Consider the following 14213-nt stretch of genomic DNA (forward strand, 5'->3'; position numbering starts at 1 on the left):
AGGGCGCCCGGCCCGCGGGGTCACGGAGACCGCTTCCTCCGATACCGCCCCTATGGGCATGAAACAGGGATTTCGCCACACGGAAAGGCGTGAATGCACCGTTCCCCGGTGCGACCGGGGTTCACGGGAGAGAAACCGGAAGAGCGCCTGGAAGTCGTCCGCTATTCCCCGGACGGGTGCGCGGGGACGCAGGACAAGGAACTCCGCGCAATTCCCCGCTCCGGGAAAGCAATGCCCGGCCGCGTCTCGGGGAAAGGCGACCGGGCCGTGGAGGAAGTGGAGCGGGGGCACGGGAAAGCGGCGGGGCAGCTCCTGCCTCTCCGCATTCCCGCGCACCGCCCGAGTCAGCCTCCGAGCAGTTCGACGTGGACGTCCGCCGGGTAACCGGTGGTGGGGCCGGTCCGCCGGGCGAACTCACGGACCCCCGCGAGCTGGTCCGGGCCGAATCGGAAGTCCAGGGTCGTGAAGTAGCGCTCCAGCACCTCCGCGTCGAAGGCCTCCCAGCGCGCCGCCTGCTCGGCCACCTTGGTGACCTCCTCCAGCGACAGGTCGCGCGAGGCAAGGAACGCCTCGTGGACCTTCTCGACGTACTCGGGGTGCGAGGCGAGATAGTCCTTGCGCGCCGCCCAGACCGCGAAGACGAACGGCAGCCCGGTCCACTCCTTCCACATCGCTCCCAGGTCGTGGACCTGCAGTCCCAGCCTGGGCGCGTCGTGGAGATTGGCCCGGAGCGCCGCGTCACCGATGAGGACGGCCGCGTCGGCCTCCTGCATCATCAGGCCGAGGTCGGGCGGGCAGGTGTAGTAGTCGGGGGCGACGCCGTAGCGCTCGGAGAGCAGCAGCTGGGCCAGGCGTACGGAGGTGCGCGAGGTCGAGCCCAGGGCCACCCGGGCCCCGTCCAGCTGCTCCAGCGGGACCTGGGAGACGATCACGCACGACATCACGTCGCCGTCGCAGCCGACGGCGATGTCGGGAAGGGCCACCAGGTCGTCGGCGTTGCGCAGGAACTCGACCAGGGTGACGGGGCCGATGTCCAGATCGCCTGCCACCAGCTGCTCGCTGAGTCTTTCCGGGGTGTCCTTCGAGAGCTCCAGATCGAGCAGGGTTCCGGTCCGCGCCAGTCCCCAGTACAGGGGCAGGCAGTTCAGGAACTGGATGTGGCCGACGCGCGGCCTGCTGCGACGGTCGTCGCCTTCTACGGGAGAGACGGTTGAATTGTCCACATCGCGAGGCTAGACCTGTGCTCCCGGGTACGGCGCATCGGGTCGTCCGGCCACCCTCCGGAGGCCCTCTCCGTCACCTCTCCTACGGGCCGATCAAACATCCGGGTGAAGTGATCTTTCCCTCTACCGCTCGCCGCGTACTGCGTGCTAGGCTCGCCCGCAAGTTGCAGTTTGGTTTCCCTTGCAGTACAGAGCCTGCGGAGCATGTAACCCGCAGGCTTTTGTAGTTTTCAGACTTGTTTGCAGGTTCTGGAGCAGGGCAACCCTTTGGCCCAAGGAGGGCTTTATGGCTACCGGAACCGTCAAGTGGTTCAACGCTGAAAAGGGCTTCGGCTTCATCGCCCAGGACGGCGGCGGCCCGGATGTCTTCGTCCACTACTCCGCGATCAACGCGTCCGGGTTCCGCTCCCTCGAGGAGAACCAGGTCGTGAACTTCGACGTCACTCAGGGTCCCAAGGGTCCGCAGGCTGAGAACGTCACCCCGGCCTAGTTGCCCGGGTCGGCCGATCGCGGCCGAGTGAGCTTTACCCAAGGAGCCCCGCGCCCCCGTTTCGACGGAGGCGCGGGGCTCCTGCCCTTTCCGGAAGCCCGACCCGGACGACATCGATCCGGAAGACCTGAATCCGGAAGGCTCCTTCCGGCGCCCCCGCAAAGCATCGCTTCCGGAGAGCCGGTTTCCGGAGTCCTCACCTCCGGAGACCTCGCGACCGTCCGGTAATCCCATTCTTGTTCAGGCCCTGTGCAGAGCGTCACCCGATGCTGACGGGGCCGCCCGGAACAGTGCAGACTGTTGAACGCGACACCGGCGGTGCTCTGCACGGCCGGTTCGGCGGGACCGGCGGGGCGAGCAGGACAGGGGGCAGCATGGGCCGCGACAAGGGAACGGGTGCGCGCGTTCCGGAGCAGCGCGCTCCGCAGCAACGCGCCGCCGACGGCCTTCTCCGCTTCACCGTGCTCGGCCCCGTGCGCGCCTGGCGGGGCGGCGAGGCCCTGCCGGCCGGCTCCCCCCAGCAGCGCGCCCTGCTGGCCGCGTTGCTCCTGCGCGACGGCCGCACCGCGACCGCGGCCGAGCTCATCGACGCCCTCTGGGGTGACGACCCGCCGGCCCAGGCCCTGGCCACCGTGCGGACGTACGCGTCCCGGCTCCGCAAGACCCTCGGCCAGGACACCCTGGTCAGCGAGTCCGGAGGGTACGCCGTCCGCATCGGACGTACCGCCCTCGACCTGACGCTCGCTCAGGATCTTTCCGTCGAGGCGGAGAAGGCCCGTGGAAGCGGCGACCGTGCGCGGGCCCGGGCGTTGATCAACAAACTGCTCGGACTGTTCGACGGTGAGCCGCTCGCCTCCCTCCCCGGCCCGTACGCGGAGAACCAGCGCACCAGCCTGGAGGAATGGCGACTCCAACTCCTCGAGACCCGGCTCGACCTCGACCTGGAGGCCGGGGCCCACGCGGAGGCCGTCTCCGAACTGACCGCTCTCACCGCAGCGCACCCGCTGCGCGAGCGGCTGCGCGAACTCCTGATGGTCGCCCTCTACCGCAGCGGCCGGCAGGCCGAGGCTCTCGCGGTCTACGCCGATACCCGCCGGCTCCTCGCGGAGGAGCTCGGCGTCGATCCACGCCCCGAACTCGCCCAGCTCCAGCAGCGGATCCTGCGGGCCGACGAGGAGCTCGCGCGGCCGGCCGGTGAGCCCGCTCCCGCGCCAGCCCCGGTGAGGCCGGCCCAGCTCCCCGCCACGGTCGAGGACTTCACGGGCCGGTCCGCCTTCGTACGGGAGCTCAGCGACCGGCTCGCCACCGCCGAGGGGTCCGTCATGGCTGTCTCCGCGCTGGCCGGCATCGGCGGCGTCGGCAAGACCACCCTCGCCGTGCACGTCGCCCACCTGGCCCGCCCGCACTTCCCGGACGGTCAGCTCTACGTCGACCTCCAGGGCGCGGGCAACCGGGCGGCGGAGCCCGAGACGGTCCTCGGGGCGTTCCTGCGTGCCCTGGGCACCGCCGACTCCGCGATCCCGGATTCCCTGGACGAGCGGGCCGCGCTCTACCGCTCCACCCTCGACGGCCGCCGCGTCCTGGTCCTGCTCGACAACGCCCACGACGCGGCTCAGATCCGGCCTCTGCTCCCCGGCACCGCGGGCTGCGCGGCGCTGGTGACAAGCCGGGTCCGGATGGTCGACCTGGCAGGCGCGCACTTGGTGGACCTGGATGTGATGTCCCCTGAGGAAGCCCTCCAGTTGTTCACCCGTATCGTCGGCGGCGAGCGCGTCCGTGCCGAGCGCGAGGCGGCTCTCGACGTGGTGGCGGCGTGCGGGTTCCTGCCGCTGGCCATCCGGATCGCGGCCTCCAGGCTGGCCTCGCGCCGTACCTGGACGGTCTCCGTGCTGGCGGCGAAGCTCGCCGACGAGCGCCGCCGTCTCGACGAGCTCCAGGCCGGCGACCTGGCAGTGAAGGCCACCTTCGAACTCGGCTACGGCCAGCTGGAACCCGCCCAGGCCCGCGCCTTCCGCCTGCTGGGCCTCGCGGACGGTCCGGACATCTCCCTCGGCGCGGCGGCGGCCCTGCTGAACGTGGACCCCCACACGGCGGAGGACCTTCTGGAGACCCTGGTCGACACCAGCCTCCTGGAGTCGGCGGCCCCGGGCCGCTACCGCTACCACGACCTGGTGCGGCTCTACGCGCGCGCCTGCGCGGAGCGCGACGAGCAGCCGCCGGTGGAAAGGGAACTGGCGCTCTCCCGGCTCCTGGACTTCTATCTGGCCACGGCGGCGGGGGTGTACGCGCTGGAGCGGCCGGGCGAGCGGGTACTCGACCACTTCGCGCGCACCGAGTACCCCGGGCTCACCTTCCAGGTCCGGGAGACGGCGCTGGACTGGCTCTTCTCCGAGTCCAGCGGGCTGCTGGCCTGTGCGGCCCAGTCGGCCGGATCGGGCCGGGCGCGGCGCGCCGCCGACCTCCTCATGGCCGTGGTGGACCTGGGCGAATCCGGTGCGAACTCGCACCAGTTCGCGACCGCGGCCAAGGCGGTGAGCGAGGCGGCGAGGACGTCCGGCGACGCGCAGGCCGAAGGCCGGGCCCGCACGATGCTGACGCATGCCCTCAGCGTCTCCGGACGGTTCGCGGAGGCCGAGACCGAGGCCCGGCGCGCGCTGGAGCTCGGACAGATCGCCGACGACCCCGTCTCACTCGGGCAGGTCCCGAACCAGCGCGGGATCATCGCCCTGTACGAGAACCGGCACGGCGACGCCGAGGACCACCTGAGCGAGGCGCTGACCGCGTTCCGCGCGGACGGCAACAAGCCCGGCGAGGCCTCGGCCCTCTGCAACCTCTCACGCGTCCACCTGGCCACGGGAAGGACGGCGAGCGCCGTGGACCTCGCCCAGCAGGGCGTCGTCATCTACGAGTCGGACGCCTCGGGTCTGGCCCTGCGCCTCGCCAACGGGAAGTACGCCCTGGGACTGGCACTCACCGGCACGGGGCGGACCGCCGCCGCGCAGGAGGTGCTCACCGAGGCCATGTCGATATTCCGCGACAGCCGGCAGCAACTCTGGCACGGTATGACCCTGTTCAGGCTGGCCGAGCTGCAACTCGCCATCCGCCGGCCTGCCCACGCCGCCTCGCACGCCGAGCAGGCACTCGTGATCCTCCGTGGCATCGGCGGCGAATGGCGTCGCGCGAACGTACTCACCGCGCTGGGCCGCGGCCTCGCGGGCATAGGCCAGACGGACCGCGCCCAGGTCTGCTGGAACGAGGCACTCTCGATCTTCGACGACCTGGACTCACCCGAGGCAGCAGCCGTGCGTGAACTCCTGGCCCCCGCACCGGTCGCCGGGGTCTCCTGACCGCCGTTCATCAATCGTTTATCGCCTGACGGCACTCTCTACTCATCGATCCGTCGCGTCGGGGGGCACACGGATCGGCAAGTGGCCTCACCGTTAGGGTGATCGGCCCTGGGAGGGACCGCCCGGCGATCCACGGGGGAACCGCCGGGTGGACCCTCCATCCGCAGTCACCAGATTTCCAGGAGTTGAGCTTCATGGCCGACAAGAGCGACATCCTCAAGCCGGCGGACGCGCACGCGACCGACGAGGAGATCACCACGCTGGACGCCCACGCCACCGGCTCGCCGCTCAAGCCGGCCGACGCACACGCGACCGGCGAGGACCTCACCACCCAGGACGCCCACGCCACCGGCAAGCCCGCCAACTAGGTTCATTCACCCGCAGGGAGCGGCCGCGGCGGCGCGGAGGGGGAGCCGTCGCGGCCGCTCCGTATCCGCGGCCGGCTCCGGGAACCCTGCCCCTGGCTCGCTTCCCGTACGTCGCCGCGTCGTCACGATCCCTCTTCCGCCGATGCCGTGCCCCGCATGACCGGCGACGCACCCAGCACAGGAGTCGTAGTGACCAACACCAAGAAGACGCTCGTGGCCGCCGCCTTCGCGGTAGCCCTCAGCCTGGCCTCGGCCGTCCCCGCGTCGGCCGACACCCACGCGACCGGCGGGACCCCCGTCACCACGCAGAACACCCACGCGACCGGCGGGACCCCCGTCACCGCTCAGAACATCCACGCCACCTGAGCCGTCCCGGGAGCGCGCAAAGCCCGAGCCGGCCGGCTCGGGTCCCGCGCGCTCCCGGTCACGACGCCGGGTCCCGGACCACGGCCGGTGCGGGTCGCCCTCGTACGGGGTGAGGACCGCGCCGCGCCGGCGCCGAGGTCAGTAGCGCTCCTCCGCCGAGACCATGCAGCGCTTCACCCGGGAGACCAGGCCCGGGCTGTCCATCTTCACCGTCACCATCCGCGTCTCGCCGTAGCCGAGGTCGACCGACACCTCGCCCGTGTCCACCGTCAGGCCCTTGGCGTCCACGAAGGTCACGTCGACGTCGTAGGTGTGCTCGACGGAGGCCGTCGAGCGGATCTCGACCGTAGAGGCGGTCACCGCCTTGCGCTTGCCCTTCTTGGGCTGGGCGCAGCGGACGACCCGGACGACGGGTGCGTCGGAGGCGGTGGGTGACGGGGTGGCGGACTCGTAGGTGGAGCCGCCGGAGGAGCCCGACGAGCTGTCGTAGTCGTCGTCGTCGTAGTCGTGGTAGCCGTTGTTGCTCTTCTTCGAGTTCGAGCACCCTCCGCCACCGCTCGAGCTGCTGCGGCTCTTCCCACTCTTGCCTCCGTGGCTGGAGGTGGAGAACCCCGTGAGCGCGAGCACCACCACGACCAGCACGGCCGCGAACCTCATCTGTCGCCGCATCATCGATGCAGCCCCCCTTGCTGTAGTCGGCTTGCAGGGCCGCCGCGCGGCCGCGCGACACCGTAACGCAGAGCATCCACGGTTCTTTCCACAGCCCCGTCATGCCCCTGTCACGGTCTGGTCATGGTCTCCGATGGCAGGGCGGACCGGCCGGGCGTAGCGTCGAGCGCGGGGAGCGGTGCGCACAGCCGCGTCCGCCCAGGCCCGGGAGGCTGTCGATGATCCGCAATGTCCTCGGCGCCGTCGTCGCCCTCGTGGGAGCGGCGGCGGCCGTGCAGAGCCCGTTCCGCCGTTGGTACGACACCCGCCTCGGGCGCGACTACCGCATCCAGGACCTGTTCGACGGCATCACCGGCGTCTCGTCGTCCGTGATGGCCTCGATCCTGCTGCCGTTCCTCTTCGCCGCGCTGCTGACCCTCGTGGGGGTCGTGCTCCGCTCGCGTACGGCGGTCGCACTCGCCGGGCTCGTGGTGCTGGGCTTCACCGTGCTGTGGATGGTCCGGCTCGGTCAGGCGGAGAGCGGCCTGACCCTGGACGGCGACGGGTCGGGCCTCGGCTGGGGTGTGGCGCAGGCGCTGGCGGGCGGCGTGCTGATCCTGCTGGGCGCGCTGCTGATGTCCGGACGGCGCCGGGCCGCGCGGCCCGGCCGGAACGCCCCTGAGCCGTTTCCCGTGCCGCCGGACGACCGCCCGGACACCTGGCCCCCGACGCAGGAGCCGGGTCCCGCCGCCTACACGTCGCAGGCTCCGGAGCCGGAGGCGGACCCGTACACCGGCCCGGGCCGGCACCGGGCGACGTCGGGTGACGAGGACACCGCCGAGTACCCCGTCCAGGGCGAGGTGCCTCCCCGGCAGGGCGACGACCGCTACCGGCCGCCGCACCCGTGAGGCGTACGAGCGCGTACGGGCGCCCCGGGTCAGGCCCGGGCCCTGTTCCCCGTCCCGGTGCCCTTCAGCGCGTCCAGGGCGTACACGCAGCGGTCCTTGCTGCACGCGTACACGACTCCGCCCTGAGCCACCGGTGAACCCGTGATCTCGCCGCCCGTGGCCAGCTTCCAGCGGAGCTGACCGCCGGCCGCGTCCAGGGTGTAGAGCACGTGGTCCGCCGAGCCGAAGTGGACCCGGCCGTCCGCGACCACCGGTGCTCCGACCACCTCCCCGCCCGCCGCGAACCGCCACTTGGGCGTGCCCGTGACGGCGTCCAGGGTGTACAGCGCGCTGCCGCTGCCGACGTGCACGTTGCCCGCGGTGACCAGCACGGGCTCGATGGACTGCCTGGCCTCCGTCGCGATCCGCCAGCGGTCCTTCCCGGTCGTGGCGTCGAGGGCGTACACGGTGCCCAGGTAGTCGGCGAGGTAGACGCCGCCGCCCGTGACCGCGGGGCCCGGTGCGAAGGCGGGCGGGGAGAGGAACACGGCCGGGGCCTCGAAGTGCCAGCGGACCCGCCCGGACATCGTGTCCACGGCCAGCACCCGGGTCCCCGCGGCAACGTAGACATGGCCGTCGGGTGCGGGCGTCACGCGCACCGGCACCCCGCCGCAGGACGCGGCGTCGCCGACGGGGTAGGACCAGCGCTCCGTGCCGGTGCGGGCGTCCACGGCCCGCAGCCGGGCGTCCTGCCAGAGGTAGACCGTGCCGTCGTGCAGGGTTGGGCCGGCCTCGGCCGTCTCGAAGTCGGTCTGCGCGCCGGAGGTCTCCCACAGCTTGTCGCCGCTGGAGGCCTCCCACGCCTGTACGCCGCCGCCCCGCGTCGCGGTCAGCACGGTGCCCCGGTCCGCCTTGAGCGAGTACACCCAGGCGTCGGTGGCCAGCCGCCACCGCTCGGCGCCGCTCGCCGCGTCCAGCGCGTACAGCGACGGGCCGTCGGAGGCGTGGATGCGGCCGCCGTCGACGGCCATCGACCAGGCCACGTCGCGGGTCTTGAACTGCCGGCGGCCGTTGCCGACGTCCAGGGCGTGGACCTCGAAGGACGTCACGTAGAGCAGGTCGCCGACCACCACGGGCGTGCCCCACACGTCGTTCGACATGCGGAAACGCCACGGCCGCCAGCGATCGGGGGCGGCGGGCGCCGCGTCCGGGGCCGGGGCGGGCGCGGGCACCGGGGCGCCGGGGGCCACGGCCCCACCCGGTGCGCGTACCCAGCCGGTCGCCGGGTCGGCGTGCGCGGCAGCGGGCCCCCGCACCTCCGCGGGGCGCGGCCCCGGCCCGATCGGCACCTTCGCCCCGGGAAGCCGTACGGGCCCTCCGTCGGGCACGGACACCGGCCCTGGGACGGGGGCGGTCGCCCCGCCCTGCCAGGCCGTGTCCGCCCCGGCGCCCGGCGGGGGCTGCTGCGGACGTGGGGGTACGACGACGGGCGCGGGCGCCGCGGTGACGGCGCGGCCACCGCCGCGGCGCTGCTCGATCATCGCGGTCGCGACGCCCGGCAGCCAGGCCGAGGCGGTGCCGCTGTCGTCACTGCCGGACGCGAAGAGATGCGGTGCCAGCTGGGACTGCAGGTCGGCCGGGCTCGGGCGCCGCGTCGGGTCCATCTGCATGCAGGACTCGATGAGGGGGCGCAGGTCGTCGGGCAGCCCCTCGGTGTCGGGGCTCTCCCGCAGCAGCATGAAAACCGTCTCGACCGGGTTCGCCCCGTGGTACGGCGCGTGCCCCGTGGCGGCGAACACGAGGGTCGAGCCGAGCGAGAAGATGTCGCTGGCGCCCGTCACGCTGCGCGAGTCGCGCGCCTGCTCCGGAGACATGTAGGCCGGTGTTCCCACCGCCACGTTCGTCATGGTGAGCCGGGTGTTGGAGACGCCGGAGGCGATACCGAAGTCGATGACGCGAGGGCCGTCCTCGACGACGAGGACGTTGGACGGCTTCAGGTCGCGGTGGACCAGTCCCGCCCCGTGGATCGACTGCAGTGCCTCGGCGATCCCCGCGGCCAGCCAGCGCACGGCCTGCGTCGGCAGCGGCCCGCACTCACTCACTATCTCCTCGAGCGAGGGTGCGGGTACGTAGGCGGTGGCCAGCCAGGGCACGGCGGCCCTGGGGTCGGCGTCGACCACGGCCGCGGTGTAGAAACCGCTGACCGCGCGGGCGGCCTCGACCTCACGCGTGAAACGGACCCGGAACAGTTGGTCCTCGGCCAGTTCCGTACGAACCGTCTTGATCGCCACTCTCCGGCCCGATGCCGATCTCGCCAGATAGACCAGCCCCATGCCGCCGGCCCCGAGCCGTCCCAGCACCTCGAACGGGCCGATCCGCCTCGGGTCATGCTGCGTCAGCTGCTCCACTTGCCTGCCACCTCCCCGTACGGACCTCAGGAACAGAAGCCCGCGAAATCCCGCCCTGTGCAGCGTCTCACCAGTGGGCACCACTTGGCGGTGCGCACCCTGATTCTTCCTGGCTCGGGGCCCGGTTGCGAACCCGGGGGCGGATCGGGGTGTCCTGTGGCACTCCAGCCGTTTCAGGACACCTCGGGACAGCCGTCAGTCCATCAGTTCCGTCGGCTGGAGCACGGCGAAGGCGGCGCCCTGGTCGTCCTGCAGCTCTGCGGTCCGACCGTACGGGGTGGTCTCGGGCGGCGCCGTGATCCGGCCACCGAGCCGGACGGCGGTCGCGGCGGCGCGATCGCAGTCCTCGACGGCGAAGTAGGTGAGGAAGTGGCTCGGCAGCATCTCCGGCCGGGTCTTCGCGATGACCGCCCGGCCGCCGACGGCGGTGTCCTCGCCCGGCGCCGTACCGGCCGGCGACCAGATCCGGAACGGCTCCGGTTCGCCCGCCGCGTCCGGGATCCGGATGTCGGTCCCCTGGAAGCGGAAGACCTCTTCGTAGAAGGCGTCCACCCGGTCCGGGACACGGGTGTGGACCTCGGTCCAGCAGAAGGAACCCGGCGCGTTCCGCTTCTCGAAACCTGCGCGCTCCCCCGCCTGCCAGATGCCGAACACCGCCCCGCCGGGGTCCGCGGCCTGGGCGATCACCCCTGCCGCGCCGGCCCTCACCGGGTCGGTGATCACCTGCCCGCCGGCCTGCCTGACCAGGGCGACGGTGGCGCGGATGTCCTCGGTGGAGAAGTAGACACCCCAGGTCGTGGGCATACGGCCGTCCCGCTTAGCGGCGAGCGCGGCGACCAGCTCGCCGTCGCTGTACGCGTCCGCGAAGGGCATACCGTCACCCGCGTGGAAGGTCCAGCCGAACAGCCCGCCGTAGAAGCGCTTGCCGGCCTCCAGGTCCGCGAGCTGCACATCCACCCAGCACGGCGCGGACTGCGCGAATACGGCCATGGTCCGGGTCCTTCCGTGTCGGTGCCTGGAGCGACGGAAACGGGCAGGGGTGACGCCCGTCACACTCAACGTAACGTCGCACCACCGTGCGCGCGCCCCGAGAGGCCGGGATTAGAACCTTTGCCCGAATCGTGAAGATCCCGCACCTGGGCTGAACACGAGTTGTCCACCGAAGTTATCCACAGGCTGTTGATAGCACCATCCCACCGGGGCGCGGCCTCCGGGCGTGAAGCGCAATTCCATAAACCCTCACGTCCGCGCGGAATATGGCCCCGAGTTCATCGGGAATTGCGCCGTACACCCTGCCCGCACTGGCCCGTTCCCCATTTGCACTCGGCCGAATCGCGCTCGGTTCACCCGTCGGTAAGCTGACGGTCATGACAGGACAAGTACGCACGGTCGACGGCCGCGTGGCTGGTCGGCGAGGTCAGGCGACGCGGCAGAAGCTGCTCGACTGCCTCAGTGAGATGCTCAGCTCCTCGCCGTACCGGGACGTCAAAGTCATCGACGTGGCCCGGAAGGCGGGGACTTCACCCGCGACTTTCTACCAGTATTTCCCCGACGTCGAGGGCGCCGTTCTCGAACTCGCCGAGGAAATGGCCAAGGAAGGTGCAGGACTGACCGAACTGGTCGGCGGACGCACCTGGGTCGGCAAGGCCGGCTGGCAGGCCTCCGAGGAACTCGTCGACGGATTCCTCGACTTCTGGCGGCGTCACGACGCGATCCTCCGCGTCGTGGACCTCGGCGCCGCCGAAGGCGACAAGCGCTTCTACAAGATCCGCATGAAGGTCCTCAACTCGGTCACCGGCTCCCTGACGGACGCCGTCAAGGAACTCCAGTCCAAGGGCAGGGTCGACAAGGACGTCAGCCCCGCCGCGGTGGCCGGCTCCCTGGTCGTCATGCTGGCGGGGGTCGCCTCCCACCAGAAGGGCTTCACCACCTGGGGCGTCAAGCAGGCCGAACTCCGCCCCAATCTCGCCCTGCTGGTCCACCTCGGCATCACCGGGAAGAAGCCCGTCAGGTAGGCGCCGGCAGCGCTGCCTCCCCGCGTACGCGGGTTCCGCACCCCTTCTCGCGGCTCCCCCGTCCTGTCGCGTCACGGCGGACCACCCCGGTGGTCCGCCGTCGGCGTTTCCGCACCGGCGCGGACCGCGGTGGAATGGACCCATGAGCGATGCACAGCAGGAATTCCGTGAACTGCTCCACGCGCAGCGCGTGTGGGACGTCACCCTCCCCCACTTCGACCCGCCGGCGGCTCCCCCGGCACCTCTGCCGCTCTTCCACGCCTGGTTCGCCGAGGCGGTCGCGGCCGGGCAGCCGGAGCCGCACACCATGACCCTGGCGACGGCGGACGCCGAGGGCCTCCCCGACGTGCGCACCCTGATGCTGCACGACGCCGACGGGCGGGGCTGGCACTTCGCCACCCACGCCACCAGCGTCAAGGGCCGGCAGCTGGCAGCCCGCCCGCACGCGGCGCTCGGCTTCTACTGGCCCGCGCAGGGCCGCCAGGTCCGGGTGCGCGGGACCGTGTCACCGGCGGACAGGGCGGAGAGCCGCGCCGATCTGCGGGCCAGGTCCACGGGGGCGCTCGCCGCCGCGCTGACCGGCTCCCAGAGCGAGGTGCTGCCGTCGCTGGAGGAACTCGTACGGGCCTCGGAAGCCGCCTGGGAGCGGGCGAGCGCCGAACCGGACACCGAGGCGGAGACCTGGACCCGCTACACCGTCGACCCCGTCGAGGTGGAGTTCTTCCAGGGAGACGCCCGGCGGCGCCACGTACGGCTGCGCTACCGCCGGGACGGCGCGGGCTGGGTCCGGGATCTCCTCTGGCCCTGACGCCTCCCCGCTCCCCCTCGCCCCCCTTCGTCCGTCTTTATCCGGAATCTACGGGCGAGGAGCACCATGGAAGTCAGGTGAGCCGCTGGAGGCACCCATGGCACGCACCCGTTCCCGCTACGCACCGGACCGAGGCCTGACCACCCGCATGGTGAGCACCATGTTCTTCATCGGTCTGCTCTACGTCGTCCTGGTGGGCGTGCTGCTGGCCGCCCTGCGCGGCGCCTGGCCGGTCATCCTGGTCGCCACCGGCGGAATGTTCGTCGCCCAGTTCTGGTTCAGCGACCGCATCGCCGCGTACGGCATGGGCGCCCGGGAGGTGACCCCGCAGGAAGCGCCGGAACTGCACGGTGCGATCGACCGGATATGCGCACTGGCCGACATGCCCAAACCCCGGGTGGCCGTCGCCAGGAGCGACGTCCCGAACGCCTTCGCCACCGGGCGCAGCGAGAGGACCGCCCTGGTCTGCGCCACGACCGGGCTGCTGCGCAGACTGGAGCCCGAGGAACTCGAAGGCGTCCTGGCCCACGAGATGTCCCATGTCGCACACCGGGACGTGGCCGTGATGACGATCGCGTCGTTCCTCGGCGTCCTCGCGGGCGTCGTGACCAGGGTCGCCCTCTGGGGCGGCTTCGCCCGCAGCAGCCGGGGCAACGACCCGGCCGGCGTCATCATCATGCTGATCCCGCTGATCAGCGCGGTGGTGTACGCCGTGAGCTTCCTGCTGACCCGGTTGCTCTCCCGCTATCGCGAGCTCTCCGCCGACCGCACCGCGGCGCTGCTCACCGGCCGCCCCTCGGCGCTCGCCTCCGCCCTCACCAAGGTCAGCGGGCAGATGGCCCGGATCCCCACGGAGGACCTGCGCAAGGCCGAGCCGTACAACGCCTTCTACTTCGTGCCCGCGTTCGCCTCCGGGGAGAGCCTCGGACGGCTCCTGTCCTCCCACCCCACCCTCGAACAGCGCCTGGACCATCTGGCCCGCATCTCGGCCGGCCTGTCCCGCCCGTGAGGAGTCGCCATGGGCCTGCTCGACAGCATCCTGGGGCGCGGCAGACCGGTCCGTCCCGACCTCGACCAGCTCTTCGCCGTGCCGTCCGCGGCGCTCACCCTGGAGGCCGGAACCGGCTTCACGCCCACCGGCCTGGGATCGGTCTGCTTCGCCGGGGTGGAGGGCTCCGCCTTCGCCCGTGTCCGTCAGGACGTGCGGGAGTTGCTCGACGCGGACACCGGACGCGGCGGTGTCCCCGTCGAGTTCAGCCGGGACGACTACGGGTACACCTGGATGCTCTCCCGCCAGGCCCCCGGCGCGGAGGGGACGGCCTCCCTGGTCAACGACCTGCACGCGGTGAACACACTGCTCAAGGACGGGGGTTTCGGCCCTCATCTGCTCTGCTCGCTGATCGGGTTCCGTGATCAGGAGGACCGGCCGCTGGCCCTGGTGTACCTCTACAAGCGGGGCACCTTCTACCCGTTCGCCCCGGTGCCCGGCGGCGAGGAGAGGCGCGACAGCCAACTGGAGCTCCAGGTAAGGGCGGTGCTCGGCGACGACCTCCGGGTGGAGGAGGACCTCTCCCGCTGGTTCCCGGTGTGGGCGGCCCCGGGGCTGCGCACGGAGCCATGACGGCGCCCTCGTGATCATTTCGCAACCGATTC

The 14213-nt window shown here is 71.7% G+C and carries 13 protein-coding genes; 9 read left to right on the forward strand and 4 right to left on the reverse strand.

Annotation, left to right across the window (positions count from 1 at the left end):
• Window positions 1-344: 344 nt before the first annotated feature.
• Window positions 345-1223: a menaquinone biosynthesis protein gene (locus ACGFNN_RS13980; RefSeq protein ID WP_362540987.1), complete on the reverse strand. Its 879-nt coding sequence runs from the start codon at window positions 1221-1223 to the stop codon at window positions 345-347.
• A gap of 286 nt (window positions 1224-1509) precedes the next feature.
• On the opposite strand from ACGFNN_RS13980, the gene ACGFNN_RS13985 reads away from it, so the two are divergent.
• The 4 genes from ACGFNN_RS13985 (at window position 1510) to ACGFNN_RS14000 (ending at window position 5794) form a co-directional block, all read left to right on the forward strand.
• Window positions 1510-1713: a cold-shock protein gene (locus ACGFNN_RS13985; protein WP_003967102.1), complete on the forward strand. Its 204-nt coding sequence runs from the start codon at window positions 1510-1512 to the stop codon at window positions 1711-1713.
• Window positions 1714-2087: 374 nt separating this feature from the next.
• Window positions 2088-5060 (forward strand): BTAD domain-containing putative transcriptional regulator, encoded by a 2973-nt coding sequence (locus ACGFNN_RS13990; protein ID WP_393555620.1) that lies wholly within the window; start codon window positions 2088-2090, stop codon window positions 5058-5060.
• Window positions 5061-5254: 194 nt separating this feature from the next.
• Window positions 5255-5428, forward strand: coding sequence for a hypothetical protein (locus ACGFNN_RS13995; protein ID WP_393555622.1), 174 nt, complete (start codon window positions 5255-5257; stop codon window positions 5426-5428).
• A 189-nt stretch (window positions 5429-5617) separates the two neighbouring features.
• Window positions 5618-5794, forward strand: coding sequence for a hypothetical protein (locus ACGFNN_RS14000; protein ID WP_393555624.1), 177 nt, complete (start codon window positions 5618-5620; stop codon window positions 5792-5794).
• Window positions 5795-5932: 138 nt separating this feature from the next.
• On the opposite strand, the gene ACGFNN_RS14005 is transcribed toward ACGFNN_RS14000, so the two are convergent.
• The gene (locus tag ACGFNN_RS14005; protein WP_393555626.1) at window positions 5933-6466 is read right to left on the reverse strand and encodes a hypothetical protein; all 534 of its coding nucleotides are present in this window, start codon (window positions 6464-6466) and stop codon (window positions 5933-5935) included.
• A gap of 215 nt (window positions 6467-6681) precedes the next feature.
• Here ACGFNN_RS14005 and ACGFNN_RS14010 point away from each other — a divergent pair, with 215 nt between their 5' ends.
• Window positions 6682-7350, forward strand: a complete 669-nt coding sequence (locus ACGFNN_RS14010; protein ID WP_393555628.1) for a hypothetical protein — start codon at window positions 6682-6684, stop codon at window positions 7348-7350.
• 29 nt (window positions 7351-7379) lie between these two features.
• Here ACGFNN_RS14010 and ACGFNN_RS14015 read toward each other — a convergent pair whose 3' ends face one another.
• Both ACGFNN_RS14015 and ACGFNN_RS14020 read right to left on the reverse strand, forming a co-directional pair.
• Window positions 7380-9737 carry a PQQ-binding-like beta-propeller repeat protein gene (locus ACGFNN_RS14015; protein WP_393555630.1) on the reverse strand — a complete coding sequence of 786 codons (2358 nt, stop codon included), beginning with the start codon at window positions 9735-9737 and terminating at the stop codon, window positions 7380-7382.
• A 195-nt stretch (window positions 9738-9932) separates the two neighbouring features.
• Complete coding sequence (locus ACGFNN_RS14020) at window positions 9933-10727, reverse strand: VOC family protein (protein WP_393555632.1); 795 nt, start codon at window positions 10725-10727, stop codon at window positions 9933-9935.
• Between the two features lie 377 nt (window positions 10728-11104).
• On the opposite strand from ACGFNN_RS14020, the gene ACGFNN_RS14025 reads away from it, so the two are divergent.
• The 4 genes from ACGFNN_RS14025 to ACGFNN_RS14040 all read left to right on the forward strand — a co-directional run bounded on the left by ACGFNN_RS14025 (window position 11105) and on the right by ACGFNN_RS14040 (window position 14181).
• On the forward strand, window positions 11105-11752 hold the full coding sequence (locus ACGFNN_RS14025; RefSeq protein ID WP_362541012.1) for a TetR family transcriptional regulator: 648 nt from the start codon (window positions 11105-11107) through the stop codon (window positions 11750-11752).
• Between the two features lie 142 nt (window positions 11753-11894).
• The gene (locus tag ACGFNN_RS14030; protein ID WP_393555634.1) at window positions 11895-12560 is read left to right on the forward strand and encodes a pyridoxal 5'-phosphate synthase; all 666 of its coding nucleotides are present in this window, start codon (window positions 11895-11897) and stop codon (window positions 12558-12560) included.
• 97 nt (window positions 12561-12657) lie between these two features.
• Complete coding sequence (gene htpX, locus ACGFNN_RS14035) at window positions 12658-13569, forward strand: zinc metalloprotease HtpX (RefSeq protein WP_393555636.1); 912 nt, start codon at window positions 12658-12660, stop codon at window positions 13567-13569.
• 9 nt (window positions 13570-13578) lie between these two features.
• Window positions 13579-14181: a hypothetical protein gene (locus ACGFNN_RS14040; protein ID WP_393555637.1), complete on the forward strand. Its 603-nt coding sequence runs from the start codon at window positions 13579-13581 to the stop codon at window positions 14179-14181.
• Window positions 14182-14213: the final 32 nt, after the last annotated feature.

The organism is Streptomyces sp. NPDC048590 (assembly GCF_043199535.1).
Lineage (GTDB): Bacteria > Actinomycetota > Actinomycetes > Streptomycetales > Streptomycetaceae > Streptomyces.

What these genes read in the sequence shown, in the direction of transcription:
- ACGFNN_RS14025 (WP_362541012.1), top strand. Translation starts at nt 11,105, where the DNA reads ATGACAGGACAAGTACGCACGGTCGACGGCCGCGTGGCTGGTCGGCGA.
- ACGFNN_RS14030 (WP_393555634.1), top strand. Translation starts at nt 11,895, where the DNA reads ATGAGCGATGCACAGCAGGAATTCCGTGAACTGCTCCACGCGCAGCGC.
- ACGFNN_RS14005 (WP_393555626.1), bottom strand. Translation starts at nt 6,466, where the DNA reads ATGATGCGGCGACAGATGAGGTTCGCGGCCGTGCTGGTCGTGGTGGTG.
- ACGFNN_RS13990 (WP_393555620.1), top strand. Translation starts at nt 2,088, where the DNA reads ATGGGCCGCGACAAGGGAACGGGTGCGCGCGTTCCGGAGCAGCGCGCT.
- ACGFNN_RS13985 (WP_003967102.1), top strand. Translation starts at nt 1,510, where the DNA reads ATGGCTACCGGAACCGTCAAGTGGTTCAACGCTGAAAAGGGCTTCGGC.
- ACGFNN_RS14040 (WP_393555637.1), top strand. Translation starts at nt 13,579, where the DNA reads ATGGGCCTGCTCGACAGCATCCTGGGGCGCGGCAGACCGGTCCGTCCC.
- htpX (WP_393555636.1), top strand. Translation starts at nt 12,658, where the DNA reads ATGGCACGCACCCGTTCCCGCTACGCACCGGACCGAGGCCTGACCACC.
- ACGFNN_RS13995 (WP_393555622.1), top strand. Translation starts at nt 5,255, where the DNA reads ATGGCCGACAAGAGCGACATCCTCAAGCCGGCGGACGCGCACGCGACC.
- ACGFNN_RS14020 (WP_393555632.1), bottom strand. Translation starts at nt 10,727, where the DNA reads ATGGCCGTATTCGCGCAGTCCGCGCCGTGCTGGGTGGATGTGCAGCTC.
- ACGFNN_RS14010 (WP_393555628.1), top strand. Translation starts at nt 6,682, where the DNA reads ATGATCCGCAATGTCCTCGGCGCCGTCGTCGCCCTCGTGGGAGCGGCG.